The organism is Streptomyces shinuiensis (assembly GCF_043660855.1).
GTDB lineage: Bacteria > Actinomycetota > Actinomycetes > Streptomycetales > Streptomycetaceae > Streptomyces.
In genome coordinates, this window is sequence record NZ_JBIHML010000001.1 from 684,964 (window position 1) to 710,285 (window position 25,322).

Below are 25,322 nucleotides of genomic sequence, written 5' to 3' on the forward strand. Positions count from 1 at the left end.
GTAACCAGGAGGTGCGCTGTGGGCACTGGACACGCACGACGGGGAGAGGGCGGCGAAGGCGAAGGCGCCGGAAGAGACGCCTGGGACGACATCGTGCTCGACGAGGACTTCATACGCGGCGCCGAGGTGAGCGAGCCCGCCGCGCGTACGCGCATGCTGCGGGCCCGCTGGCGGGACAACCCGCCCGAGCCTCAGCCGTGGCGGGCGGACGAGCCCCCGGCCGGGTGGTTCTGGAGCAGGGGCCGCCGCAAGGGGCGCCGGTGGCGCCGCCGCCGCAAGGACGGCTGACACCGCCGGCCGTGCCGCCCCTCGCCGCGGCAGCGGGCCGTGCGGGGGCGCGGACCGCCACCCGCGCGCCCGCACGGAGCCCCGACGGCCGGGTCGGCCGTTTCAGCCGCGGACGCCCAGCAGGTGCTCCAGCGCCAGCTGGTCCAGCCGCTCGAAGGCCATGCCGCGTCCGGCCGCGGCGTCCGCGTCGAACTCCTCGAAGGCGGCGGTGTCGGCCAGGAGGTCGGCGGCGGTCTCGCCCTCGTTCAGGGTCGGCCGCGCCAGCTCGTCCAGGCGCGAGGCGCTCAGTGCCTCCCGGACCTCGGGGTCGGCGCGGAAGGCGGCGGCCTTCTCCTTGAGGATCAGGTAGTTGCGCATGCAGCCGGCCGCCGACGCCCACACACCGTCGAAGTCCTCCGTGCGCGGCGGCTTGAAGTCGAAGTGCCGCGGCCCCTCGTAGCCGGCCGACTCCAGCAGGTCCACCAGCCAGAACGCCTGGCGGAGGTCACCCGCGCCGAAGCGGAAGTCCTGGTCGTACTTGATGCCGGACTGGCCGTTGAGGTCGATGTGGAAGAGCTTGCCGTGCCACAGCGCCTGGGCGATGCCGTGCGGGAAGTTCAGTCCGGCCATCTGCTCGTGGCCGACCTCGGGGTTGAGACCGACGCGGTCGGCGTGCTCCAGTTCGCCGATGAACGCCAGCGCGTGGCCGACGGTGGGCAGCAGGATGTCGCCGCGCGGCTCGTTGGGCTTGGGCTCGATGGCGAAGCGCAGGTCGTAGCCCTGGGAGGCGACGTAGTCGCCGAGGATGTCGAAGGCCTCCTTCAGGCGGTCCAGCGCGACCCGCACGTCCTTGGCGGCGCCCGACTCCGCGCCCTCGCGGCCGCCCCAGGCGACGTAGGTGGTGGCGCCCAGTTCGGCGGCCAGGTCGATGTTGCGGATGGTCTTGCGCAGCGCGTAGCGGCGCACGTCCCGGTCGTTGGCGGTGAAGGCGCCGTCCTTGAAGACCGGGTGGGTGAAGAGGTTGGTGGTGGCCATCGGCACCTTCATGCCGGTGGCGTCCAGCGCCTGGCGGAAGCGCTTGACGATGCCCTCCCGCTCGGCGCCGGAGGAGCCGGAGGGGATCAGGTCGTCGTCGTGGAAGGTGACGCCGTGGGCTCCCAGCCCGGAGAGCCTGTGCACCGCCTCGACCGGATCCAGGGCCGGTCGGGTGGCGTCGCCGAAGGGGTCGCGGCCCTGCCAGCCCACGGTCCACAGACCGAAGGTGAACTTGTGCTCGGGTGCAGGCTCGTAGCTCATGTCATGCCTCTCGAGTATTTCGTCAGACCCATTGACAAATTAGTATGCGCCCAGAAGCCCCAGAGAGGAAGAGACGACATGGCCGCACCCGAAGGTCCGCTCGTTGTCGGTGTGGACAGCTCGACGCAGTCCACCAAAGTGCTGGTCGTCGACGCCGCCACCGGCGAGGTGGTCGCGCGCGGCCAGGCGCCCCACACCGTCTCGCCCGACCACGAGAGCGATCCGGAGCAGTGGTGGCAGGCGTTGCGGCAGGCGCTGGAGCAGTGCGGGCCGGCCGTCCACCGGACCGCCGCGGTCTCGGTCGGCGGCCAGCAGCACGGGCTGGTGACGCTGGACGGCCGGGGCCGCCCGGTCCGTCCCGCCCTGCTGTGGAACGACGTGCGCTCGGCTCCGCAGCGCGATCGCCTGGTGACCGGGCTGGGTGGGCCGAAGGCATGGGCCGAGCGCCTCGGCAGCGTCCCGGCGGCCTCCTTCACCGTCACCAAGTGGCAGTGGCTGCGCGAGAACGAGCCCGAGGCCGCCGCCGCGGTGAAGGCGGTACGGCTGCCGCACGACTACCTCACCGAGCGCCTGACCGGCCAGGGCACCACCGACCGGGGCGACGCCTCGGGCACCGGCTGGTGGTCGACGGCCGACCAGGCCTATGACGAGGAGATCCTGGAGCGGGTCGGCCTCTCCCCCGAACTGCTGCCCCGCGTGCTGGGCCACGGCGAGGCGGCCGGCACGGTACGGCCGCGGGAGGGGCTGCCGCTGCCCCGGGGCGCGCTGGTGGCCACCGGCACCGGCGACAACATGGCCGCCGCCCTCGGCCTGGGCCTGCGGCCGGGCCGGCCGGTGCTGAGCCTGGGCACCTCCGGCACCGTCTACGCCGTCTCCACGCGCCGCCCCGCCGACCCCACCGGCACCGTCGCCGGCTTCGCCGACGCCCGCACCGACTGGCTGCCGCTGGCCTGCACCCTCAACTGCACCCTTGCCGTGGACCGCATCGCGGCCCTGTTCGGCCTGGACCGCGAGGCCGTCCAGCCGGGCGGCGGCGTGACCGTCCTGCCCTTCCTGGACGGCGAGCGCACCCCCGACCTCCCCTACGCCTCCGGCACCCTGACCGGCCTGCGGCACGGCACCACCGCGGGTCAGGTCCTGCAGGCCGCCTACGACGGCGCGGTCCACTCGCTGCTGGCCGCCCTGGACCTGGTGCTGGACGACGACGCCGAGCCGGACGCCCCCATCCTGCTGATCGGCGGCGGCGCGAAGGGCACCGCGTGGCGCGAGACGGTGCGGCGCCTGTCGGGGCGGCCGGTGGTCGTGCCGGGCGCGCAGGAACTGGTCGCGCTCGGCGCGGCGGCGCAGGCCGCGGCCCTGATGCTGGGCGAGGACGCGGCGGCGGTCGCCCGCCGCTGGTCCACCGCCGAGGGCCCGTCGTACGAGGCGGTGGAGCGCGACGAGGAGGCGCTGACCCGCCTGGCGGCCACCCTGAACGACGCCGATACGCTGCTGCGGCGGCGCTGACCGGCGGTACCGTCCCGCGGCCCGCCGGCACAGCCCCGCCGCACAGGCCCCGCCGCACAGGTCCCCTCCCGCGGCACCACCGTCCGCACAGCCTTTGAGGAGCACGCCACCGATGGCAGCACCCGCGCCCAACACCCAGCAGGAGATGCGGCGGCGGAATCTGGCGCGCGTACTGCACGCGGTGGCCGACGGCGGCCCCCGGTCGCGGGCCGCCGTCGCGGCGCGGATCGGGCTCACCCGCACCGCCGTCTCCACCCTCGTGGACGAACTCCTGGGCGCCGGGCTGCTGGTGGAGCTGGGGCCGGGCCGATCCGGCGCGGTCGGGCGGCCGGGCACCGCGCTGGCGCTCAGCGACAGCGGCCCCTGCGGGATCGGCGCCGAGATCGGCGTCGACCACCTCGCCGTGTGCGCCGTCGACCTGCGCGGCGAGGTCCGCGCCCGGACGGCGCTGGACGCGGCCAACCGCGACAGCGACCCCGGCCCGGTGCTGGAACAACTGGCCTGTCTGGTCGGGGAGGTCGCGGGCGAGGCCCGCGGGCTGGGGCTGCGCCCGGCCGGGCTGGCCGTGGCCGTGCCCGGCCTGGTCGCCCGCGGCACCACCACCGTCGTCCGGGCCCCCAACCTCGGCTGGACGAACCTCGAGCTGGGGCCCCGTCTGGCCGAGAAGGCGCTCGGCACCGGCAGCGGCACGGCCGTGTGCTCCATCGACAACGAGGCCAGCCTCGGCGCCCTGGCGGAGCTGTGGCTGGGCGGCCACACTCCGCCGCCCGGTGACTTCGTGCACGTCTCGGCCGAGATCGGTATCGGTGCCGCGATCGTGGTGGACGGGGAACTCCTGCGCGGCACCCGTGGGTTCGCCGGCGAGTTGGGCCATGTGCCGGTGCACCCGGAGGGCCGCCCGTGCGCCTGTGGCGGCATCGGCTGCCTGGAGCAGTACGCCGGCGAGGAGGCCGTCCTGCGGGCCGCCGGACTCGACCCGCGCGCGACCGCCGCCGAGCACCCCGGCCCCGGCGCCCGTATCGATCTGCTCGCCACCCGCGCCCAGGGCGGCGACCGCGCGGTGCTGGGGGCGCTGGCCGAAGCCGGAAGCGCGCTGGGCACCGCTCTGACCGGCGCGGTCAACCTGCTCGACCCGCAGACCGTGGTCCTCGGCGGCGCCCTCGCCCGGCTGGCGCCCTGGCTGTTGCCCTCCCTGGAGCACGAACTGGGCCGCCGTCTGGCCGGTCCCCCGCCGGTGTCGGTCTCCCGACTCGGCCCCGACGGCCCGCTACTGGGCGCGGCCCACTCCGTCGTCCGCGCGGTCCTGGACGATCCGCTGGCCCACCGCGTCTGACGGCACGCGCCCGAGAGGGCGGCCGTACGCGGTGGCCCGTGCTCATCGGCGTCAACGTCGGCGTCCGTCGTTCATCACTTCGGGGCGTCCGGTGTCCGTTTCACCATGACGGCGGTTCCGCCTGCGCAGAGAACCCCTCGTGTACCGAAGGCACAGCAGGTGGGGAGCGGGAGCGGGGGCGGTCGCCCTGGTGCTCGCCGCGGCGGGCGGGGCCCGCGCCGACGGGACGGCCGTTCCGCGGCCCTCCTTTCCGGCACCCGTCCCGGGTATCGAGATCCGAACCGGCGGCGGGACCGAGATACGGCTGACCGGCGGTGACGCGTCGGTGGCGGTCGTGGAGCGCCCCGACTGCCCGGGTCTGTCCGTGGTGATCACGGCCGGCGGCGATCCCGGCATGCGGCTCGACGCCTTCCTGGGGCGCCCGTGCCCGCCCGCCCCTCCCCCTCCCACTCCCCCGGCCCCCACGCCCGCGCCACCACCTCGGGTGTCGCCGTCGCCCGCGCCGCCCACGACTCCTGCGCCACCGCCCGTCCGGCCTCCCGCGAAGCCGCGCCCGACGACCACGGCCATCGTCGCGCCGACCGTCCCCGTGACCCGCGGACCGGTGCCTGCGCCGTCTTTGCGGGAGAGCACGTCGCCGAAGCGCCCCTCCCCGCCTCCGAGCGCCTCCCCCCTGCCCGCACCCCGCCCCGGGGCCCGGCGCCACCGGTCCGACACGAGGCTGCCGCTGACCGGGCGCGCCCTGCTGATCGTCGCCCCGGCGGTACTGGCCGCCGCCGCGCTGCGCCCGCGTTCCGGTTCCCGATCCCGCTGACCTCGAGGCCGAAGGCCCGAAGGAGTCCCCGTGACCGATTGGCTCCTCCTGTTCCTCGCCGTCGCCGTCTCCTGTGCGGCCGTCGTGACAGTCATCCTGCTGCGGCGGCGCCGGGCGGGCGAGGACGACGACCCCTCCGAGACGCCCGACGTCATCGAGTACATGACGATGATGATCGGCGTGGTGTACGCGATCGTCCTCGGCCTGGCCATCGCGGGTGTCTGGGAGGGGCGCTCCGCCGCCGAGGAGTGGACGCGCCAGGAGGCCCAGGCCCTGTACGAGGTGCGCGAACGCGCCCGGGTCTACCCCGCCGCGGTCCGCGACCGCGTCCGCGACGGCGTCGACGCGTACGTCCGCCACACGGTCGCGGTGGAGTGGCCCCACATGGCCGAGCACGGCGGGACGACCGAACGGGGCGCGGTGCTCCTGGCGGACCTGCGGCGGGCCGTCACCGGCCACGAACCGGTCACCGTGCGCGAGGCGCAGACGTACCAGGCCCTGGTGGACCAGGTCGCCCTGGCCGGCGAGGCCCGCACCGCCCGGGTGCAGGGCGCCGAACCGACGCTGCCCGGTGTGGTGTGGCTCGGACTGGTGTCGGGCGCGGTGATCGCGGTGGGCATGGTGTTCGCCCTGCAGATCCAGCGCTCGGGCCGGGAACTGGTGCTGGCCGGCCTGTTCACCGCACTGATCGCGTTCCTCCTGTTCCTGGTGTGGTACTTCGACTCGCCGTTCATCCGCGGGTTCGCGGATCCGGCCGAGGCGTTCACCACGCTCTTCCCCGGCGCTGCGGGCGACTGAGATCACACCACGCACTCCGGGCTGCGCGCGGCCGGATGGGTAGGCACCCTGGAGACCGACCGCACGGCCGTGAACCAGACGAGGAGCCCCGGGTGCCCGCACTCTTCCCCAGCCTTCACCAGGCGCCGGACAAACCCGCGCTGCGCTTCGGCGACCGGGTGATCGACTACGGCCGGCTGGCCGGGGCCGCGCACGCGCTCGCCCTGGAGATCGCCGACGCCGGCCGGGTGGCGGTGTGGGCGACCCCCTCGCCGCACACCTGCGTCGGCGTCCTGGCCGCCCTGCTGGCCGGAGTCCCCGCCGTCCCCGTCAACCCGCGCACCGGCGAGGAGGAGCTGGCCCACATCCTCACCGACAGCACGCCCACCCGGGTGCTGGCCGCGTCCGGCGACGAGCTGCCCCCGGCACTGGACGCGCTGCCGCGCACCGACGTCGCGCTGGAGCCGGAGGCCGACCCCCGCCCCGACGGCACCACGTCGGCGCCCGACGAGAACGGCCCGGCGCTGATCGTCTACACCTCCGGCACCACCGGACCGCCCAAGGGCGTGGTGGTGCCGCGCCGTGCGATCGCGAGCACCCTGGACGACCTGGCCGCCGTCTGGCGGTGGAGCGGCGACGACGTACTGGTGCACGCGCTGCCGCTGTTCCATGTGCACGGGCTGGTCCTGGGTGTGCTGGGTCCGCTGCGGCGCGGCGGCACGCTGCGCCACCTGGGCCGCTTCTCGCCCGGGGCCGTCGCGGCGGCGCTGGAGGAGGGCGGCACCATGATGTTCGGGGTGCCGACGATGTACCACCGGCTGGCCGAGGCCCTGGAGAGCGGCGGCGAGGACGGCGGCCGGCTGGCCGCGGCCCTGCGCGGGGCCCGGCTGCTGGTGTCCGGCTCGGCCGCGCTGCCCCTGCACGACCACGAGCGGATCACGGCCGCGACCGGACAGCGCGTCGTCGAGCGCTACGGGATGACCGAGACCCTGATGATCACCAGCGTCCGGGCGGACGGCGAGCGCCGCGCCGGCACGGTGGGCGTCCCGCTGCCCAGCGTGGACGTACGGCTGGTGGACGACGAGGGGCGGCGCATCGAGGGCGGCGACGGCGAGACCGTCGGCGAGGTCCAGGTGCGCGGGCCCAACCTGTTCACCGAGTACCTGCACCGGCCGGACGCCACCGCGCAGGCCTTCGCGGGCGGCTGGTTCCGCACCGGCGACATGGCCACCCGGGATGCCGACGGCTTCTACCGGATCGTGGGCCGCAGGGCGACGGACCTGATCAAGAGCGGCGGTTACCGGATCGGCGCAGGGGAGATCGAGAACTGCCTGCTGGGCCATCCCGGCGTCGCCGAGGCGGCGGTCGTCGGCGAGCCCGACCCGGACCTGGGCGAGCGGATCGCGGCGTGGGTGGTGCCGGCCGGCGGGCAGCCGCCCACCGAGCAGGAGCTGATCGACCATGTGGCGCGGCGGCTCACGCCGCACAAGCGGCCCCGGGTCGTGCGGTTCACCGACGGCCTGCCCCGCAACGACATGGGCAAGGTCATGAAGCGGGAGCTGGGCCGTGGCTGAGGGACCGGGCGGACGGCTGCCGGTCCGTGCGGTGATCGACGCGGTGGCCGGCGGCTTCACGGAGCTGCCCGGGGCCGGCGGGAACGACGCCGATGCGTACGGGGACGGACCGATCGCCTGGAAGGGCTACGGCCGGGCGCTCGCCCGCGCGCACGAGCGCACCGGCGAGCACGAGTCGGTGGTGTGCGGCACCGGCACGGTCGGCGGCGTCCCGGCGGTCCTTATCGCCTTCGAGTTCGCCTTCCTCGGCGGCTCCCTCGGGCAGCGCACCGGCGACCGCGTAGAGGCCGCCCACCGGCACGCCCGCGACGCCCGGCTGCCGGTGGTGTCCCTGACGGCGACCGGCGGCAGCCGTATGCAGGAGGGCATGCGGGCCCTGGTCCAGCTCCAGCGCGTGGCGCGGCAGTCGGCGCTGACCCGGGCGGCGGGCCTGCCGCAGATCGCCGTCGTGCGGGACCCGACGACCGGCGGCGGCTGGGCGACGCTGGGTGCGGGCTCCGACGTGGTGCTGGCCCTGCCGGGCGCCCAGGTCGCCTTCGCCGGCTCCCGGGTGCGCCCGCCGGAAGCCGATCCGGCCGCGTACGGCGCCGGGGAGAAGCTGGCGGCCGGACAGGTCGACCGGATCGTGGCGCCAGAGGAGCTGTCCGGCGTCCTGGGCCGCTGGCTGTCCCTGCTCTCCTCCCCCGATGGCGCCCCCGGCACCGCCGGCGGTCCCGCCGAGCCGCCGCGCGTGGCGGGCGGTGCGGGCCTGCCGGAGACGGGCTGGGAGGCGGTGGAGCGGGCCCGCTCCCCGCGGCGTCCACGCGCGGACGCCTATCTGGACGCGTACTTCGAGGTCCGCGAGGAGGTGTCCGGCGACCGCTGCGGCGGCACCGACCCGGGGATGCGCTGCGGTTTCGGACGCAGGGACGGCCGCACCATCGCCTACGCCGCCCAGTGCGGCACGCCGACCCTGCCCGCGGGCTTCCGCACCGCCACCCGGCTGATCCGGCTGGCCGACCGGCTGGGAATCCCGGTGCTCACCCTGGTGGACACCCCGGGTGCGGCCAACGACGAGGCGGCGGAGCGCTCCGGCGCGGGAGCGGCCATCGCGGACCTCTTCGCGGCGGTGGCCGAGGCCCGGGTCCCGGTGACGACCCTGGTGATCGGCGAGGGCGGCTCGGGCGGCGCCCTGGCGCTGGCGGCGCCGGAGGACACCTGGGTCACCCCGGACTGCTACTTCTCCGTCATCGCCCCGGAGTCGGCCGCGGCCATCCTCAAGCGCGGCCCGGAGCACGTCCGCGAGACGGCCGGCGACCTGCGGCTGCGCCCGCAGGACCTGGTGGATCTGGGTGTGGCGCGCGGCATCGTGCCGGGGTAGCGCGGCGCGGGCTCCACGGCGCGCCTTCCCCCTTCGGCCGGCCGGTCTGCGCCCCGCCCGCCCGCACCCCGGGCCGGATGTCCTGAAACCGCACCGGGCGGGGCGTCCGGTCTCCGTCACGCGCCTCCGGGCGTGCCGCCGGTCATGGCCTTCCCGACGCGGTCGTCCGCTTGTCCTGCCGGGTGGCGCGCAACTGTCGCCGGCCGGCCTCGCGGACGGCCGCGGTGACGCGGCTCAGCCGTTCGGGCTCCAGCGGCCAGGTCTGCCGGTGGAGGGCGACGTCGCGGTGGGCCCGGTCCTCGAGCATGATCAGCGTACGGCCGGGGGGCTGACCTTGAGCAGGTCCGCGGCGGCCTCGAAGGTTCCCTCGTCGCTGATCGCGGCCAGGGCACGCAGATGCTCCAAGTTCATGAAGTAAATCTAATGCATCCATCATTCTTTTCATTTGTCTGCATGCAGCGGGCTGGCTACCGTCAGGGCCGTGTGGGGTACCTGGGGTGCCGGGCTGGTGGCCGGCCTGGCTTTGATCATCGCCATCGGCGCGCAGAACGCGTTCGTGCTGCGGCAGGGCATCCGCCGGGAGCACGTCGGGGCTGTGGTGCTGCTGTGCACGGCCGGTGACGTCGTGCTGATCCTCGGCGGCACCGCGGGGATCGGGGCGCTGGTGTCCCGGTTCCCCGATGCCCTGGAGGTACTGCGGTGGGCGGGAGCCGCCTACCTGGCGTGGTGGGCGGTGCGCTCCTTCGTCTCCGCGGTGAAACCGGCCTCCCTGAACGCCGGAGCCGCACGGTCGCGGAGATCGGTGATCACCACCACCCTGGCCCTGACCTTCCTGAACCCCCATGTCTACCTCGACACCGTGGTGCTGCTGGGCAGCCTCGCCAGTCAGCAGGGCCCCGACGCCCGGTGGGTCTTCGCCACCGGGGCGGTGACGGGCAGCGTGGTGTGGTTCTCCGCTCTCGGCTACGGCGCCCGGGCGCTGTCGGGCGCGCTCGGCAGTACGCGCACCTGGCGGGCGGTGGACCTGGTGATCGGTGTCGTGATGCTCGCCCTGGCGGTCAGCCTGGTCCTGGGGTGACCCCGCCGCGGCGCACAGCCGCGGCACCCGGCGAGCCGCCCCGCCCGCAGTGCGTCACCGTCGCGGGAGGGCTTCGAGATCCACCGTCCTGCCGCACCAGCGCTCCAGCAGCACCCGGTCGTGTCCGACCGCGAGCAGTGCCGTGCCGTGTTCGCGGCGGTACTCCTCCACGGCGGCGACGAGGGCGGCGGCGGTGGAGGCGTCGAGCATGGCGGTCATCTCGTCGCAGACCAGCAGACGGGGGCGCAGGACGAGTGCGCGGGCCAGACAGGCGCGCTGGAGCTGGCCGTCGCTGACCTCGTGGGGGCGGCGGGCGAGCAGGTCGCCGCCGAGACCGACGGAGGCGGCCAGCGCGGCCAGCCGTACGGTGCCCGCCTGCGGCCGGTGGAGCAGGGCGGCGACGCGGGCGAGGGTGGACTTGCCGCAGCCGCTGGGGCCGAGCAGCCCGACGGCCTCACCGTCGCCCACGGCCAGGGACACCCCGTGCAGTACGGGTGCGCGGCGGTCGTATCCGGCGGTGATGCCGCGCAGTTCCAGCGCGGGTCCGGGCGTCGGTTCAGGCATCGTCGTTCTCCGGGGTGTGGCGGTGCGCGTGGTGGCAGGCCACCGCCCCGGCCCGGGCTCCGGCCAGGACGGGCACGGCGGCCAGCGCCCGCCGTCCCGCCAGCCGCGCCATCGGGGCCCAGGGCGGCCCTGTGCGCGGTGCCGTCCTCACTTCTCGGGCCGCCAGTCCTCGACGTTCCACCAGGGGCCCGCGCCCAGGCCGTGGTCGTGGGGCTCGACCTGGGTGGTGACGTTCTGCCAGGCGTCGTCCATCACGTACACGTGGTCGATGTGGGTGAGGAAGGTGTAGCCGGGGTCCCGGGCCAGTTCGCGCTGGACGGTGGCGTACGCCTCGGCGCGGGCGGCGCGGTCGTTCGTGCGGCGGGCCTCCTCCAGGGCGCGGTCGGCGTCCGGGGCGTCGCAGGCGGCCATGTTGTTGAAGCCGTCCAGGGCGAGGGAGGAGTGCAGCAGGGGGTAGAGGTCGAAGTCGGGGTCGGCCGGGCTGCCGCCGCCGGAGAGGACGGCATCGTCCTTCATGCGCGGCTCGATGGCCTCCCAGGTACCGGACTCGACGGTGATGTCGATGCCGATCTCCTTGGCGTCGGCGGCGTAGGCGAGGGCGTGCTCCTGGCGGAGCCGGTCGCCGGAGCGCAGCCGGGTGGCGCGTATGTCGTCGTCCTTGATGACGGCCATGGTGAGCTTCTCCACCTCGGGCGCGCCGCCCCAGTAGCCGGGGTTGGCCTCGAAGGTGAGCTTCTCGCCGCGGCTCCAGCCGGTGAGGACGTAGGGACCGGTGCCGACCGGCTCGGTGTTGCAGGGACCGGTGTTGACGTCCTGTCCGGCGGCGGCCTCCTTGGAGGCGATGGGCAGCACGGTGCGCTCGGCGAAGGCGGCGTAGGGGCACTTGAGGCGGAAGACGACGGTGTCCTCGCCCCTGGCGGTGACGCTGTCGAGGGCGTCCAGTTCGCCCTTGGACGGGTTGTTGGTCTTCTCGTCGAGGATGGTCTCGTAGGTGAAGACCACGTCCTCGGCGTCGAGGGCGGTGCCGTCGCTGAAGGCAACCCCCTCGCGCAGGGTGTAGGTGTACGTCCGGCCGCCGTCGCCGATCCCGGGGAGCTCCCCGGCGAGGGCGGGGCGCAGTTCCATGCCGGCGTCGTGCCGCAGCAGCCCGTCGAAGATCCTTTAGTTGCCGTCCTTGCCGTAGCCGAGCAGGGGGCTGAGGGTGTCCGGTTCCCGGGCGATGCCCACGACCAGGGAGTCGCCCGTACCGCCTTTCCCGCCTGCCGGCGCGGAGCAGGCCGCCGCTCCGCGCCGGCACCGCGCCGGCCGTCATGGCGGCGGCCGTCCGTATCACCCGCAGACGCATGCCACCCCACCCCCGCCCCCTCCCCGGCCGAACTCGGCGCTCAGTGCTCGGCATTCGGCGCTTCGATCAACCTCCGGTCACCCCGAGATCACGAAAGGCCTTCCGAACCGGTTTATCCCGGGCTTCCGTGGACTAGACCTTGACTCCCTGATTGGTCTGTGCCAAACCTGTGCAGACCCCACACTCGCTCCCCCCACGCCCGTACCGTCGGCAACCTCCCAGGGGACAGCCATGCCCGTCCGTCGCCCTTTCCGCCTCCTCCCGTCCGCCCTGTCCGCCGCACTGCTGCTGAGCGGATGCGGTGCCTTCGCCGACACCGGCGACCAGGACCGGGACCGGACCCTCGATGTCTGGCTGATGCGGGGCAGCCTCTCCGGCGAACTCACCGACGCCGCCGTGCGGGACTTCGAGCGGCGCAACCCCGGCGTGGAGGTGAAGGTCACCGTCCAGGACTGGCCGGGGATCGACAAGAAGGTCACAGCGGCCCTCGGGTCCGGCGACGCGCCGGACGTGGTCGAGGTGGGCAACACCCAGGTCGCCCAGTACGTGGAGGCCGGCGGGGTCTCCAACCTCACCATCAAGGTCTTCGACCTCGGCGGTGACCACTGGGTCCCGGGTCTGGAGGAGCCGGGGAAGATCGACGGCTACCAGTACGGCGTCCCCTTCTACGCCGCCAACCGCGTCGTCATCTACCGCAAGGACCTCTTCGAGCACGCCGGGATCACCGAGCCGCCCACCACCCGCGAGGAGTGGATCGAGGCCACCTCCCAGCTCAACCAGCCCGGACGGCAGGGCATCTACCTGCCGGGGCAGAACTGGTACGTACTGGCGGGCTTCATCTGGGACGAGGGCGGCGACCTCGCCGTCGAGCGCAGCGGGCGGTGGGCCGGCACCCTCGACACCCCCGAGGCGCTGCGCGGGATGGAGTTCTACAAGGAGCTCCAGTCCTATGGCCAGGGCCCCGTCGACTCCGACGAGTCCAGGCCGGAGCAGCGCGAGTTCTTCGCCGGGAACGAGATCGCCCAGATCATCGACGTGCCCGGCGCGGCGGAGCTGATCGTCGAGGAGAACCCGGCGCTGGCGGACAAGCTCGGCTTCTTCCCGATCCCCGGCAAGGACGAGGAGGAGCCGGGCGCGGTCTTCACCGGCGGTTCGGTGCTGATCATCCCCGAGCGGGCCGCCGAGCCGGACGCGGCCTACTCCTTCGTCAAGCTGCTGACCGGCGAGAAGTGGCAGCGGAAGCTGGCCCAGACGATGAGCGTGGTGCCCAACAGCACCGAACTGGCCGACGCGCTGGAGGACGACCCCGGCGCCGCCGCGATGGCCGAGGGTGCCCGCAACGGGCGCGCCACCCCCAACTCGCCGCGGTGGGGCCGCCTGGAGGCGGACAACCCGATCAAGGCGTACCAGACTCGGGTGCTGCGCGGCGCCGACCCGAAGGCGGCGGCGCACGAGGCCTCCCGGCTGATCACCGCGATCCTGAGCGGGCGCGGCTGACGTGCGGCCGGCGCCCCGGCGCCGCGGCTTCGGGGACGGAGCGCCGGGTCAGGAGGGCGCCGGGCCGCGCCCGCGCAGCCACAGCAGTTGCTCCTGCTGCTGCGAGGAGCGGCCTCCGGCGTGGTCGCCGAAGTGCCACACCCTGATGTCCTTGTCCTCCCCCGCGTAGCGGTGGTAGGCGGCGAAGACCGTCGACGGCGGGCAGACCGGGTCCATCAGGCCGACGCTGAACAGCGCGGGAGCGGTGGCGCGGCGCGCGAAGTGCAGGCCGTCGAAGTAGTTCAGCGTGGCGAAGACGGCCTCGGGGTCGGTGCGCTGGTGCACCCCGAGGTAGTGGGCGATCTCCGGGTACGGGCCGGCCGCGGCCAGTTCTGCGCCGCGCCGGAAGTGGCACAGGAAGGGCACGTCGACCAGCGCCGCCGCCACCTTCCCCGGCGCCAGCCCGGCCACGGCCAGGGCCAGTCCGCCTCCCTGGCTGCCGCCCGCGACCACCACCCGGTCCGGGTCCACCGCCGGATGCTCGCGCACGGCGTCCACGGCGCGCACACAGTCGGCCATCAGCCGCCGGTAGTAGTGGTGGGCGGGGTCGTCCAGGCCGCGGGTCATGAAGCCGCCGACGTACTGCGGAGTGGTGTCCGGATCCGGGTCGGGGGTGTCGTGGCCCTGCCCCCGGCTGTCGACGACGAGGGTGGCGCAGCCGGCCGCGCTCCACAGCAGGTGCTCGATGTACAGGCCTCGGCCGCCGCTGTAGCCGATGTAGTTGACCACGGCGGGCAGCGGCCCGTCCGCGCCGCGCGGCAGGATCAGCCAGGCCGCGACGGGCTGGCCGTCCCAGCCGGGGAAGCGGACGTCGAACACCTCCACGGTGCTCAGCGGCGCGTCCTCGACCCGCCGGTACTGCGCCGGTCCGGACGCCGCCGCGCGGGCGGCGGTGAGCGTCTTGGACCAGAAGGCGTCGAAGTCCACGGGCTCGGCCACCTCGGGCCGGTAGGCGCGCAGTTCCTCCAGCGGAAGATCGGTCAGCGGCATGCGGATGTCCGTCCCCTCGTAGCGACAGGCGATAGAAAGCGCTTTCTCCGGGAAACCTACGTTCCACCGGGGCCCCGGTCAACGGTATCCGCCGCACCGTGGGCCGGACGGGTCCGGCCCACGGTGCCGTCCGGCCGCGACACGGCCCCGGACGCCCGGCCCGGCCTAGCGTGGCCCGGGTGAGCACCCCTCCCACCCGTCCGGAACACGCTCCCCCGCCTGGTGCCCCGGTTTCGGTTCCCTACCCGGACCCGCCCCGGCCCCCGTCCCCGCGCCCCGGAGCACGCGGCCCGCGCCGGGACCTGTACGCGGCCGGCGCCGCCGCGGCCCTGTTCGTCCTGGCCGCGCTCGTCGGCCACCTCCTGTACGACTCCGAGGTCCTGCGGCTGCGGTGGCCTCCGCTGTACGCGCGCTGGCTGCCCCACACCGGTCCCGGCACTCCCGCCGCCCTCTGCTTCGCCGTCCTCACCGTCGCGTACGGCCCGCCGCTGGCCCACCGGCTGCCCTGGCGGCGCCTGCTGTTCACCGCCTGGGGCGGTGCGATGGCCTGGGCGTGGTCGCTGGCGCTGGTCGACGGCTGGGACCGGGGGGCGGCCGGGCGGCTGACGACGAAGTACGAGTACCTCCGATCCGTCGGCGACGTCCACGACATCGGCTTGGCGCTGCGCACCTTCACCGACCACATCCTGATGGACTCCCCGGGCAACTGGCCCGCCCATGTCGCCGGCCATCCCCCGGGCGCGCTGCTGACCTTCGTCGGGCTGGACCGGATCGGGCTCGGCGGCGGCGCCTGGGCGGCGCTCTGGTGCGTCACGCTCGGCGCGTCGGCCGCGGCGGCGGTGCTGGTGACGCTGCGGGCGCTGTGCGGGGAGGGGACGGCCCGGCGTGCGGCGCCCTTCCTGGTGCTCGCCCCGTCCGCCGTGTGGACGGCCGTCTCGGCGGACGGCTACTTCACCGCCGTCGCCGCCTGGGCCGTCGCCCTGCTGGCCCTGTCGGCCACCGGCGCCTGCCGCGCACCGCGCGCCGCCGCACTGGGCTCGGGTGCGCTGTTCGGCTGGCTGGTCTACCTCTCCTACGGACTGACGCTGATGGCGGCGGTCGCGCTGGCCGTACTGGCCGCGGCCCGCACCGCGCGGCCCGTGCCGTACGTCCTGCTGGGCATGGCCCCCTGCGCGGTCGCCTTCACCGCCGCGGGCTTCTGGTGGTACGAGGGCTACACCACGCTGGTCGAGCGCTACTACCAGGGCGCGGCGGGAGTCCGGCCGTACGCCTACTACGTGTGGGCCAACCTCGCGGCGCAGGTTCCGGTGGTGGGACTCGCCGCGGTGGCCGGGCTGCGGCGGGCCGCCGAGCTGCGGCGCGGCGCGCTGGTGGTGCTGCTGGCGGGCGCGGTGTGCGCGGTGCTGGTGGCGAATCTGTCGGGGATGAGCAAGGCCGAGACCGAGCGCATCTGGCTGCCGTTCGCTCTGTGGCTGCTGCCGGCCGCCGCACTGCTGCCCGCCTCCGGCCGCCGCTGGTGGCTGGCGGCCCAGGCGGCCGTGGCCCTGGCCGTCAACCACCTCCTCCTCACCGGCTGGTGACGCCGCGGGCCCTGCGCCCGGCCCCGGTCACGCCGCCGGCGCCGCCCCGGCCGCCCTACGCACCGCCGCCCGGCCGCGGGCGCTCGGCCCCGCTCCCGGCGGCGGGGGCGGAGGCTGCGACGGGGGCCCGGGCAGTGGCGCGCAGGCCGAGGAAGAAGCGGCCGCCGGCGTTCCACTCCTCCTCCACCGTCCAGCCCTCCTCCTCCGCGCGGGCCCGCAGGGCTCTCCGCCCCAGCCGGGCCCAGGGGAAGGAGGGCACGGACCGCCCGGGGTACGTCCGTCCGCCGTCGTCCAGGCGCGCCTGGAACCGCTCCTCGACATCCGCCGAGGCCGCCTCGGCCAGCAGCAGCCCGCCGGGAGCCAGCAGTTCGCGCACCCGGGCCAGGAGGGCGGCCGGGTCTCCGCCCACGCCGATGTTGCCGTCGACCAGCAGGGCACTGCCCCAGCGCCCCTCGCCCGGCAACGGGTCGAACACCGAGCGGCACAGTGCGCTCCCGCCCCGCTCGCGGGTGCGGCCGACGGCGGCGGGCGCGGTGTCGACGCCCATGGCCGGCCGGCCCAGCCCGGTCAGGGCGGCGACCAGCCTTCCCGGCCCGCAGCCGATGTCGAGCACGGCGCCGGTGCAGCGCCGCAGCACCGTCCAGTCGGCCTCGTCCGCCCGGGCACACCAGCGTTCGACGTCCAGCGGCAACCGCCGGCCGCCGGGGCCGCGCAGGAAGAGGGGACCGCGTCCGGTGCGCAGCGCGCGGGTGTACGGGTCGGCGTGCCAGGGGTGCCGGGCCGGCGGGGCCGCGGCGGACTCGGCCGGTTCCGCGGCCCGAGCGACCTGCTCGGGCCGCGGATGCGAGGAAGGAAGGGCCGCGGGGGTCGGAGGAGTCGGGGAGGCGGTCACCGGGCCACCGCCTGCCGCAGCCGGGCGTGTTCGGCGGCGAAGCGGCCCCGGGTGCGGGCCGCGACCTCTGCGGCGTCCTCGGCGGTGTCCACGTCCCGCAGCACCGGCAGGTCGCGTACGGCCAGCCCGGCCTCCAGCAGCCGCCGCCGCTGGAGCGCACCGGTGCGGCCGGTGGACATCGGCACGCCGCGCACCAGCGCGGGGTCGGGATCGGCCAGTCCCAGCGCCCAGAAGCCGCCGTCGGCGGCCGGGCCGAACCAGGCGGCGCGGTGCTCCCAGGCGTCCGGCACGAGCGCCGGGGCCAGCAGGCCGGCGGTGAGCTGCGGAGTGTCCATGCCCACCAGCAGGGCGGGTCCGTCGCACGCCCCGAAGGCCGCCGCGATCCGTTCGTCCAGCCCGCCCGAGCACTGCGGCAGCACCTCGTAGCCGTCCGGCAGCCAGGGGCCGGGACGGCCGTCCAGCACCAGCACCCGGCGGCGGGCGGGCAGAGCCGCCACCACCGTCAGGGTGTCGGCGAGCGCCGCCTCGGCCAGCCGGGCCGCCTCGACGGGGGTGAAGGGCGGGGTGAGCCGGGTCTTGACCCGGCCCGGCACCGGCTCCTTCGCGATCACCAGCAGCGTCGTACCCTCTTCCGGAGCGCGGCGGGGAGGACTCACCGGGCTCACCGGGGGCGCCGGGCTCACCGCAGCACCTTCCGCATGTCGTGGACGGCCTGCCAGGTGCCGCGCCAGGTGCCGGTGACCTTCGAGCGGCCCGTACGCGGGCGGTAGGGCACCTCCGTCTCCCGCACCCGCCATCCGGCGTCGGCCGCGTGCACCACCATCTGCAGGGGATAGCCGCTGCGCCGGTCGGTCAGGCCCAGTTCCAGCAGGGCGCGGCGCCGGGCCGCCCGCAGCGGGCCCAGGTCGCGGAGCCGAAGTCCCGTGCGCCGGCGCACCATCCGGGCCAGCGCCAGGTTTCCGGCCCGTGCGTGCAGCGGCCAGGCGCCGCGTCCGACGGGTCTGCGGCGGGCCAGGACGAGGTCGGCCTCGCCCTTCCGTACGGGGGCGGCGATCCGTTCGGCCGCGCCGGGGTCGAGTGAGGCATCGCAGTCGCAGAAGGCGACGATCTCGGCCTCGGCGGCGAGCAGTCCGGTGTGGCAGGCGGCGCCGAAGCCGCGGCGCGGCTCGTGCACCACGCGGGCTCCGAGCTCGCGTGCGATACCGGCCGAGCCGTCCGTCGAGCCGTTGTCGACGACGACGGCCCGCCAGCCGTGGGGGATCCGGGACAGCACCCAGGGCAGTGCCCGGGCCTCGTTCAGACAGGGCAGCACGATCTCCCCGCGAAGAGCTGTGGGGTGGGTCATCCACCTCACCTTACGAGAGCGATACGGTCATTCCGGGCATCAGGCCCGGTGAAACGCGGCTGCCGCCCACCACCGCACCGCGCGCTCGCCGACGGCCCGGCGATCACCGCCTCGGGGAGGTCATCGTGCCGGCCGCGGCAGCCCCGGCATCCGCTCCGACGGCTCTCCCGACGGCCCTCGCAGCGGCTCCTTCGCGAAGCGCGCCATCCCCTCGGCGAAACCCACCTCCGGCTTCCAGCCCAGCTCCCGGCACAGCCGCTCGGAGGAGGCGGTGATGTGCCGCACGTCCCCCAGCCGGTACTGCCCCGTCACCACCGGCTCGGGCCCGCCGAAGGCGGCCGCCAGCGCACGGGCGGCCTCGCCTACGGTGTGCGGTTCGCCGCTGCCGGTGTTGTACGCGCGCAGCGACCCCTCCGGCCGCCGGCCGAGCGTCTCCAGGGCCGCGGTGTTGGCCGCCGCGACATCGCGGACGTGGACGAAGTCCCGGCGCTGCGCACCGTCCTCGTACACCCTGGGCGGCTCGCCGCGCTCGAGCGCGGAGCGGAAGAAGGAGGCCACCCCCGCGTAGGGGGTGTCGCGGGGCATCCCGTCGCCGTAGACGTTGTGGTAGCGCAGGCTGACGGCCCGTCCGCCGGTGGCGCGGGCCCAGACCGCCGCGAGGTGCTCCTGCGCCAGCTTGGTGGCGGCGTAGACGTTGCGCGGGTCGGCGGGGGCGTCCTCGCCGACCAGGCCGGGCTCCAGGGCGGCGCCGCACTCCGGGCAGGGCGGCTCGAATCGCCCCGCCTCCAGGTCGCGCCGCGGGCGGGGGCCGGGCCGCACCTCCCCGTGGCGGGGGCAGACGTACCGCCCCTCCCCGTACACCACCATCGACCCGGCCAGCACCAGGCGCCCCACCCCGGCCCGGGCCATCTCCGCCAGCAGGACGGCGGTGCCCAGGTCGTTGGCGCCCACGTACGCGGGGGCGTCGGCGAAGTCCCTGCCCAGGCCGACCATCGCGGCCTGGTGGCAGACCGCGTCCACCCCGCGCAGGGCCCGCGCCACCGCCTCCGCGTCGCGGACGTCCGCCTTCACCCCGCTCCCGCCGGCGGCGGTGCCGGCCGCGGTGTCGAACACCACGGCCTCGTGGCCCGCGTCCCGCAGGGCCTCGACAACGTGCGAGCCGATGAAGCCGGCTCCTCCGGTGACCAGTACGCGCATGAGGGCACGCTAGGACCGTTCGGGGCGCGGCGCCCGTCACCGGCCGGGCGCGTCAGCGATCCGCGGGAGAGACGGTGCCCATGCCCACCCGTCCGGAGCAACCGGTGTGTGATCGGCCATGCCCGCCGACCGCTTCTGGCCATCCGGGTGCGGTCCTGCCAGGATCCCTGCCATGGCCAACGATCCCCTGCGTGATGTGTATGTCGTCGATGCGGTACGCACCCCGGTCGGCCGGTACGGCGGAGCACTGGCCCGGGTCCGCCCCGACGACCTGGCCGCCCACGTCGTCCGCGCCCTGGTCGACCGCACCCCCGACCTCGACCCCGCCCGCGTCGACGACGTCGTCTTCGGCAACGCCAACGGTGCCGGCGAGGAGAACCGCAACGTCGCCCGCATGGCCGCCCTCCTGGCCGGCCTCCCCGTCACCGTCCCCGGTGTGACCGTCAACCGGCTGTGCGCCTCCGGCCTCGAAGCCGTCCTCCACGCGGCCCGCACCATCGCCTGCGGCGACGCGTCCGTCGCCATCGCCGGCGGCGTGGAGTCCATGTCCCGGGCCCCCTGGGTGCTGCCCAAGCCCGAACGCGGCTTCCCGGCAGGGCACCAGCAGATGTACTCCACCACCCTGGGCTGGCGCATGACCAACCCCGCCATGCCCCCCGAGTGGACCGTCTCCCTGGGCGAGGGCGCCGAGCAGGTCGCCGGCAGACACGCCATCTCCCGCGAGGCCCAGGACGCCTACGCGCTGGCCAGCCACCACAAGGCCGCAGCCGCCTGGGCCGAGGGCGCCCACGACGCCCAGACCGTGCCCGTCCCCGGCACCGACCTGGCCCGCGACGAGTCCATCCGCGACACCACGTCGATGGAGGCGCTGGCCGAGCTCAAGCCCGCCTTCCGCACCGACGGCGGCACCGTCACCGCCGGCAACTCCTCCCCCCTCAACGACGGCGCCGCCGCCCTCCTGCTCACCGACGAGGCCGGCCTGAAAGCCACCGGCCGCCCTCCCCTGGCCCGCATCGGCGCCTCCGCCACCACCGCCCTCGAACCCAACCTCTTCGGCCTCGGCCCCGTCCAGGCCGTGACCCGCGCGCTGGACAGGGCCGGCCGCACCTTCTCCGACCTGGACGTCGCCGAACTCAACGAGGCCTTCGCCGCCCAGGTCCTGGGCTGCCTGGCCGAATGGCCCGACCTCGACCCCGCCGTCGTCAACCCCCATGGCGGCGCCATCGCGATCGGCCACCCGCTGGGCGCCTCCGGCGCCCGCCTGGCCGGCGCCGTCGCCCACCACCTCGCCGCCACCGGCGCCCGCACCGGTCTCGCAGCCCTGTGCATCGGCGTCGGCCAGGGGCAGGCCCTCGTGCTGGAGCGCTGAGCGGGCCCGTACGGCCGTTGTGCCCTCGTACGCCCACCCGCGCGACCACCGGGGCCCGCCGCATGACGGCGGGCCCCGGTGGTACACGTCTGCGCCATGGAGTGGGAATGGTTCGCGGCACCCGACTACTGGCTGAGCCGCCTGGTCCTCCAACGGGGTCTGGCCGCCGTCTACCTCGTCGCCTTCGTCTCGGCAGCGCTGCAGTTCCGGGCGCTGATCGGCGAGCGGGGTCTGACCCCGGTCCCGGACTTCCTGCGCCGGGTGTCCTTGCGCGCCTCGCCCAGTCTGTTCCACCTGCGCTACTCCGACCGCCTCTTCGCCCTCGCGGCCTGGCTGGGAGCGGCACTGTCGGCGGCGGTGCTGCTGGGCGCCGCCGACCGGGTGCCGCTGACGGTGTCCATGGCGATGTGGGCACTGCTGTGGGTGCTGTACCTGTCGATCGTGAACGTCGGGCAGACCTGGTACGCGTTCGGCTGGGAGTCGCTGCTGCTGGAGGCCGGCTTCCTGGCCGCCTTCCTCGGCAACGCCGACGTCGCCCCGCCGCTGCTCATCCTTCTCCTGCTGCGCTGGCTGCTGTTCCGGGTGGAGTTCGGCGCGGGACTGATCAAGTGGCGCGGCGACCTGTGCTGGCGCAGGCTGACCTGCCTGGAGTACCACCACGAGACCCAGCCGATGCCGGGTCCGCTGAGCTGGTTCTTCCACCGTCTGCCACGCCCGCTGCACCGGGTGGAGGCGGCCGCCAACCACGTCACCCAGCTCGTCGTCCCCTTCCTGCTGTTCTTCCCGCAACCGGTGGCGGGCGCCGCCGGGCTGGCCGTGATCGTCACCCAGCTGTGGCTGGTGGCGTCCGGCAACTTCTCCTGGCTCAACTGGCTGACGGTTTTGCTGGCCTTCTCCGCCGTCGACGGCTCCGCGGTCGCCGGCGCGCCCGCCCACGGCCCCACGCCCCTGTGGTTCGGTGTCGCCGTCATCGCCGTGACCGTGCTGGTGGCGGGGCTCAGCTACCGGCCGGCGCGCAATCTGCTCTCACGCGGCCAGCGGATGAACACCTCCTTCGACCGGCTCCACCTGGTCAACGCCTACGGCGCGTTCGGCAGTGTGACGCGCGTTCGGCACGAGGTGGTGATCGAGGGCACCGACGAGGAGCGGATCACCGGCGCCACGCGCTGGCGGGAGTACGGCTTCAGGGGCAAACCGGGGGACGTGCGCCGGCTGCCGCGCCAGTACGCGCCGTACCACCTGAGGCTGGACTGGCTGATGTGGTTCGCCGCACTCTCGCCCTCCTACGCGGCGCCCTGGTTCACCCGGCTGCTGCGCAGGCTGCTGGAGAACGACCCCGACACCCTGCGGCTGCTGCGCGCCAACCCCTTCCCCGGCGCCCCGCCCGCCCACGTACGGGCCCTGCTGTACCGCTACCGCTTCACCACCTGGCGGGAACTGCGCTCAACCGGCGCGTGGTGGGACCGCGAGCTGATCGGCCCCTACGGGCCACCGGTCTCCCGGCGGCCCGCCGGCACGGACGCGGACACGGACACGGACACACCGTGAGGGAAGCCGTCAGCCGCGCAGCCGGGCCGTCTCGGGCGAGGCGGTGTCCAGCGGCACAGACCAGGCGTCCAGCACGCCGAGCTGGACGGCCTGCCGCCGCAGTACGGCGTCCAGCGCCCAGTCGGCGGCCACCCGGATCCGGTTGCCCGGCATCGCGGCGAGGTGGTAACCGCGGGTGACGAGGTTGGCGACCGGGCCGGACAGCGGGACGCCGAAGGGGTTGGCCGCGGCCTGCACCCCGCCCAGGTCGACGACGAAGCCGAGGTCGCTGTGCTTGTACGGGCGGCGGGCGCCGACCCCGTAGGAGGCCAGGATGTTGTTCGCGGCCGTCTTGCCCTGCCGGTGCGCGTGCTGGGCGGTCATCGCCGTGTACTGGCCGGGGTTGGTCAGGTCCGGCACCGCAGCGGCGTCGCCGCAGGCGAACACGTCGGAGCGGCCGGGGACGTTCAGATACTCGTCGACGATCAGCCGCCCCTTCTCGGTCGGCAGGCCGAGCTGCTCCACCAGCGGGTCGGGCCGCACCCCGACACACCAGATCAGCGAGCGGGTGGGAACGAACTCCCCGGTGTCCAGGAGGACACCGTCCTTGGTTGCCTCCTTCACCGAGGTGCCCGTCCGCACCTCCACCCCGCGTTTGCGCAGCACCCGGTCGGTGGTCTGCGCCAGCCTCTCGTCCAGGCCCGGCAGCACCCGGTCCGCGATGTCCAGCAGCATCCAGCGGGGCCGGGCGTCGGCTCGCATCCCTCCGGCGCTGCGGGCGTGCTGGCGGGCGAGGGAGTCGGTGAACATCTTGCCGTGGGCGGCCACCTCGGTACCGGTGTAGCCCGCGCCGACGACCACGAAGGTGGTACGCGCCCGGCACTCCTCCGGGTCCTCGGCGTTGGCGGCGAGGGCGACCTGCCGGCTGATGTGGTCGCGCAGGTACAGCGCCTCCGGCATGCCCCGGAACCCGACCGCGTGCTCGGCCACCCCGGGGATGGGCAGCAGCTTGTTCACGCTTCCGACGGTGAGGACGAGCCGGTCGTAGCCCAGGCTCTTCTCGGTCCCCTCGGGGTCCGTGTAGGTGATCGAGCGCCCGTCGAGGTCCACGCCTTGGACCTCTCCCAGCACCAGCCGCACCTTCGGCAGCGTCCCGGCCAGCGACACCGAGACCCGGCGGGCCTCCAGGATCCCGGCCGACACCTCGGGCAGCAGCGGCAGGTACAGGAAGTAGTCGTTCGGGTTCACCAGCACGATCTCGGCCGCCCCGCGAAGCTTCCGCGACAGCGTCCTGGCGGTCTGGTAACCGGCGAACCCGGCTCCGACGATCACAATCCGGGAACGGCTCACGTGCGACTCCAGTCCTCGGGACAAACGACCAGGGCAACCGCGTTTCCCGACCGCGTCCCGGCAAACCCGTCCCGGCTCCTGCCGCGGCCTTCCGCCGCCACCCCTCCCCCGCCGTCGGCGGCCGTGCCCTCGCACGGACCCGCCGACCGTCGCCCCTGGCCGACGGGGTGCGCCACCGCACACGGTGGGTGACGGGCCGCCTCCCGGGGGCTCGGCCGGGGAGCGAAGGTGATCTTCCGTCCCGGCCCCTGGGAGGTGAGCGAGCAGTCCCCGGAATGCGGTATGGTTTCTGTGCGCGAACGGCGAGGGACAAGGTCCCGAGCCGGGAGAGCATCGGGACGTGGCGCAGCTTGGTAGCGCACTTGACTGGGGGTCAAGGGGTCGCAGGTTCAAATCCTGTCGTCCCGACACTGTGACCAGCGGGTCTGCCGGATACGGCGGACCCGCTGTTTCACGTTCGAGTGACGGTGATGCCCGGGTGATGCCACCGCCCGGGCCGACCGGTCACCCGTCACCGCCCGGCACCGCGGCTCACGCGGCCCGGACCGCTCCGGCCGGCCCGTGGTCGCGGTCGGCGCGCTCCGGTGCGCGGCCCACGGGCCCGCACCGCGTCCCGGGCGGCGTGGGGCGGCAGGTGGCCGTAGAGGTTGACCGCGGTGGACAGCGTCGAGTGCCGCAGTGTCTTGGAGACCACCGCCGGCGGTACACCGGAGCTGATCATGATCGTGACGGCCGTGTGCCGCAGGTCGTGCACCCCGATCCTGGGCAGACCGATCTCCCCGGCCCGGCGGCCCGGGCACGGCACCTTTCCGCGCGGTGGGCACTTCACTACTCGTGAAGTGCCCACCTGCTGCTATCGACGGACACCGTTCCGGGCAGCGCGGTGAGTTCGGGCTTGAACAGCGGTGGCGCGTCCATCGCAGGCTCCCAGGTCGCCATCTTCTCGTCCTGCGGGACCTCGATCCGCCTGCCCGCGGCGAGGTCGGCGACCACCTTCAACAGCAACCGCACCCCGAGCGGGGCCAGGTGCTCGCGCCACAGGCTCTGCGCGGTCGAGTCCGGGGGTACGAACAGGTGCTCCTGGGCGGCGAGCGGGCCGGCGTCGGTACGCTCGGTGAGGTGGTAGACGGTCCCGCCCGTCACCTTGTCACCGTCTCGGATCGTCCATCGGATCGCGTCCCGGCCGCGGTGCAACGGCAGCAGGCTGGGATGGTAACCGATGGTGGCGACGGCGGCCCTGGCACGCGTCCGGCGGCCGAGGAAGGCGTGTGAATGCGCGGCGACGATGATGTCCACCCCGTCCGGGACATGCGTCGCGCGCAGTTCGGCCGAGTCCGTCCATGGGACGCTTCTGGGGTACGCCCAGGAGCGCAGGCGGTCCCAGGACAACGCATTGCTCTCGTCGGACTGCCCCTTGCGCAGCCGGGGGGCGGCCACGCCGGCGATCTTGTGCCCTTCGTCCAGCAGGGCCTCCGCGACCTGTACCGCGAACGCCCCTCGTCCTGAAATGTAGATGTTCATCACTCGCACTTCCTCCGGTCGCTGGCCTGATGTCTGTTCAGTAGGGGTAAGAACGCTCCGCCGAAACGCGAGGCCAGTTGAAAGCGGTTCCGGTGCCGAGC

24 protein-coding genes, 1 tRNA gene and 1 pseudogene are annotated in these 25,322 nt (G+C 74.7%); 12 read left to right on the forward strand and 14 right to left on the reverse strand.

Annotated elements, in window-relative coordinates:
• The first annotated feature begins 18 nt into the window (after positions 1 to 18).
• Complete coding sequence (locus ACGRHY_RS02965) at positions 19 to 288, forward strand: SGM_3592 family protein (RefSeq protein ID WP_394633820.1); 270 nt, start codon at positions 19 to 21, stop codon at positions 286 to 288.
• A gap of 102 nt (positions 289 to 390) precedes the next feature.
• On the opposite strand, the gene xylA is transcribed toward ACGRHY_RS02965, so the two are convergent.
• Positions 391 to 1,563 (reverse strand): xylose isomerase, encoded by a 1,173-nt coding sequence (gene xylA, locus ACGRHY_RS02970; protein WP_394633821.1) that lies wholly within the window; start codon positions 1,561 to 1,563, stop codon positions 391 to 393.
• Between the two features lie 78 nt (positions 1,564 to 1,641).
• Between xylA and xylB the strand changes: the two genes are divergently transcribed.
• The 5 genes from xylB to ACGRHY_RS02995 all read left to right on the forward strand — a co-directional run bounded on the left by xylB (position 1,642) and on the right by ACGRHY_RS02995 (position 8,927).
• The gene (xylB, locus tag ACGRHY_RS02975) at positions 1,642 to 3,069 is read left to right on the forward strand and encodes a xylulokinase (RefSeq protein ID WP_394633822.1); all 1,428 of its coding nucleotides are present in this window, start codon (positions 1,642 to 1,644) and stop codon (positions 3,067 to 3,069) included.
• A 112-nt stretch (positions 3,070 to 3,181) separates the two neighbouring features.
• Positions 3,182 to 4,402 carry an ROK family protein gene (locus ACGRHY_RS02980; protein WP_394633823.1) on the forward strand — a complete coding sequence of 407 codons (1,221 nt, stop codon included), beginning with the start codon at positions 3,182 to 3,184 and terminating at the stop codon, positions 4,400 to 4,402.
• A gap of 844 nt (positions 4,403 to 5,246) precedes the next feature.
• Positions 5,247 to 6,014, forward strand: a complete 768-nt coding sequence (locus ACGRHY_RS02985) for a bestrophin-like domain (RefSeq protein ID WP_394633824.1) — start codon at positions 5,247 to 5,249, stop codon at positions 6,012 to 6,014.
• A 92-nt stretch (positions 6,015 to 6,106) separates the two neighbouring features.
• Positions 6,107 to 7,567 carry an acyl-CoA synthetase gene (locus tag ACGRHY_RS02990; RefSeq protein WP_394633825.1) on the forward strand — a complete coding sequence of 487 codons (1,461 nt, stop codon included), beginning with the start codon at positions 6,107 to 6,109 and terminating at the stop codon, positions 7,565 to 7,567.
• Positions 7,560 to 8,927, forward strand: coding sequence for a carboxyl transferase domain-containing protein (locus tag ACGRHY_RS02995; RefSeq protein WP_394633826.1), 1,368 nt, complete (start codon positions 7,560 to 7,562; stop codon positions 8,925 to 8,927). Before ACGRHY_RS02990 ends, ACGRHY_RS02995 begins: the two co-directional genes overlap by 8 nt.
• Positions 8,928 to 9,069: 142 nt before the next feature.
• Here ACGRHY_RS02995 and ACGRHY_RS03000 read toward each other — a convergent pair whose 3' ends face one another.
• Both ACGRHY_RS03000 and ACGRHY_RS03005 read right to left on the reverse strand, forming a co-directional pair.
• Positions 9,070 to 9,234 (reverse strand): hypothetical protein, encoded by a 165-nt coding sequence (locus ACGRHY_RS03000; RefSeq protein ID WP_394633827.1) that lies wholly within the window; start codon positions 9,232 to 9,234, stop codon positions 9,070 to 9,072.
• 2 nt (positions 9,235 to 9,236) lie between these two features.
• Positions 9,237 to 9,338, reverse strand: a complete 102-nt coding sequence (locus tag ACGRHY_RS03005) for a LysR family transcriptional regulator (protein WP_394633828.1) — start codon at positions 9,336 to 9,338, stop codon at positions 9,237 to 9,239.
• Between the two features lie 70 nt (positions 9,339 to 9,408).
• Here ACGRHY_RS03005 and ACGRHY_RS03010 point away from each other — a divergent pair, with 70 nt between their 5' ends.
• Entirely contained in the window at positions 9,409 to 10,005 is a 597-nt protein-coding gene (locus ACGRHY_RS03010) for a LysE/ArgO family amino acid transporter (protein WP_394633829.1), read from the forward strand.
• Between the two features lie 54 nt (positions 10,006 to 10,059).
• Here ACGRHY_RS03010 and ACGRHY_RS03015 read toward each other — a convergent pair whose 3' ends face one another.
• From ACGRHY_RS03015 to ACGRHY_RS03025, 3 genes and pseudogenes are all read right to left on the reverse strand, one after another.
• Positions 10,060 to 10,569, reverse strand: coding sequence for an ATP-binding cassette domain-containing protein (locus ACGRHY_RS03015; RefSeq protein ID WP_394633830.1), 510 nt, complete (start codon positions 10,567 to 10,569; stop codon positions 10,060 to 10,062).
• The gene (locus ACGRHY_RS03020) at positions 10,562 to 10,720 is read right to left on the reverse strand and encodes a hypothetical protein (RefSeq protein ID WP_394633831.1); all 159 of its coding nucleotides are present in this window, start codon (positions 10,718 to 10,720) and stop codon (positions 10,562 to 10,564) included. The genes ACGRHY_RS03015 and ACGRHY_RS03020 overlap by 8 nt, the downstream gene beginning before the upstream one ends.
• Positions 10,717 to 11,914 (reverse strand): annotated as a pseudogene (locus tag ACGRHY_RS03025) (ABC transporter substrate-binding protein). Before ACGRHY_RS03025 ends, ACGRHY_RS03020 begins: the two are co-directional and overlap by 4 nt.
• A 231-nt stretch (positions 11,915 to 12,145) precedes the next feature.
• Here ACGRHY_RS03025 and ACGRHY_RS03030 point away from each other — a divergent pair.
• A complete protein-coding gene (locus ACGRHY_RS03030) occupies positions 12,146 to 13,411 on the forward strand; it encodes a sugar ABC transporter substrate-binding protein (RefSeq protein ID WP_394633832.1) in 1,266 nt (421 codons plus the stop codon).
• Positions 13,412 to 13,459: 48 nt separating this feature from the next.
• Here the strand turns inward: ACGRHY_RS03030 and ACGRHY_RS03035 are convergent, their stop codons facing one another.
• Positions 13,460 to 14,440: an acetylxylan esterase gene (locus ACGRHY_RS03035; RefSeq protein ID WP_394633833.1), complete on the reverse strand. Its 981-nt coding sequence runs from the start codon at positions 14,438 to 14,440 to the stop codon at positions 13,460 to 13,462.
• Between the two features lie 179 nt (positions 14,441 to 14,619).
• Here ACGRHY_RS03035 and ACGRHY_RS03040 point away from each other — a divergent pair, with 179 nt between their 5' ends.
• Positions 14,620 to 16,020 carry a hypothetical protein gene (locus tag ACGRHY_RS03040; protein WP_394633834.1) on the forward strand — a complete coding sequence of 467 codons (1,401 nt, stop codon included), beginning with the start codon at positions 14,620 to 14,622 and terminating at the stop codon, positions 16,018 to 16,020.
• Between the two features lie 55 nt (positions 16,021 to 16,075).
• Here ACGRHY_RS03040 and ACGRHY_RS03045 read toward each other — a convergent pair whose 3' ends face one another.
• The 4 genes from ACGRHY_RS03045 to ACGRHY_RS03060 form a co-directional block, all read right to left on the reverse strand.
• Positions 16,076 to 16,912: a methyltransferase domain-containing protein gene (locus ACGRHY_RS03045; RefSeq protein ID WP_394633835.1), complete on the reverse strand. Its 837-nt coding sequence runs from the start codon at positions 16,910 to 16,912 to the stop codon at positions 16,076 to 16,078.
• A complete protein-coding gene (locus tag ACGRHY_RS03050) occupies positions 16,909 to 17,529 on the reverse strand; it encodes a TIGR04282 family arsenosugar biosynthesis glycosyltransferase (protein ID WP_394637906.1) in 621 nt (206 codons plus the stop codon). The genes ACGRHY_RS03045 and ACGRHY_RS03050 overlap by 4 nt, the downstream gene beginning before the upstream one ends.
• 62 nt (positions 17,530 to 17,591) lie before the next feature.
• A complete protein-coding gene (locus tag ACGRHY_RS03055) occupies positions 17,592 to 18,257 on the reverse strand; it encodes a glycosyltransferase family 2 protein (RefSeq protein ID WP_394633836.1) in 666 nt (221 codons plus the stop codon).
• A gap of 120 nt (positions 18,258 to 18,377) precedes the next feature.
• Positions 18,378 to 19,454 carry an NAD-dependent epimerase/dehydratase family protein gene (locus ACGRHY_RS03060; RefSeq protein WP_394633837.1) on the reverse strand — a complete coding sequence of 359 codons (1,077 nt, stop codon included), beginning with the start codon at positions 19,452 to 19,454 and terminating at the stop codon, positions 18,378 to 18,380.
• 172 nt (positions 19,455 to 19,626) lie between these two features.
• Here ACGRHY_RS03060 and ACGRHY_RS03065 point away from each other — a divergent pair, with 172 nt between their 5' ends.
• The gene (locus tag ACGRHY_RS03065; RefSeq protein ID WP_394633838.1) at positions 19,627 to 20,823 is read left to right on the forward strand and encodes a thiolase family protein; all 1,197 of its coding nucleotides are present in this window, start codon (positions 19,627 to 19,629) and stop codon (positions 20,821 to 20,823) included.
• 96 nt (positions 20,824 to 20,919) lie between these two features.
• Entirely contained in the window at positions 20,920 to 22,371 is a 1,452-nt protein-coding gene (locus ACGRHY_RS03070; protein WP_394633839.1) for a lipase maturation factor family protein, read from the forward strand.
• Positions 22,372 to 22,380: 9 nt separating this feature from the next.
• On the opposite strand, the gene ACGRHY_RS03075 is transcribed toward ACGRHY_RS03070, so the two are convergent.
• Positions 22,381 to 23,700 (reverse strand): NAD(P)/FAD-dependent oxidoreductase, encoded by a 1,320-nt coding sequence (locus ACGRHY_RS03075; RefSeq protein ID WP_394633840.1) that lies wholly within the window; start codon positions 23,698 to 23,700, stop codon positions 22,381 to 22,383.
• Positions 23,701 to 24,034: 334 nt separating this feature from the next.
• Between ACGRHY_RS03075 and ACGRHY_RS03080 the strand changes: the two genes are divergently transcribed.
• A tRNA-Pro gene (locus ACGRHY_RS03080) sits at positions 24,035 to 24,108 on the forward strand.
• A 103-nt stretch (positions 24,109 to 24,211) separates the two neighbouring features.
• Here the strand turns inward: ACGRHY_RS03080 and ACGRHY_RS03085 are convergent.
• Both ACGRHY_RS03085 and ACGRHY_RS03090 read right to left on the reverse strand, forming a co-directional pair.
• Complete coding sequence (locus ACGRHY_RS03085; RefSeq protein WP_394633841.1) at positions 24,212 to 24,505, reverse strand: tyrosine-type recombinase/integrase; 294 nt, start codon at positions 24,503 to 24,505, stop codon at positions 24,212 to 24,214.
• A gap of 23 nt (positions 24,506 to 24,528) precedes the next feature.
• Positions 24,529 to 25,221: a formyltransferase family protein gene (locus tag ACGRHY_RS03090; protein ID WP_394633842.1), complete on the reverse strand. Its 693-nt coding sequence runs from the start codon at positions 25,219 to 25,221 to the stop codon at positions 24,529 to 24,531.
• Positions 25,222 to 25,322: the final 101 nt, after the last annotated feature.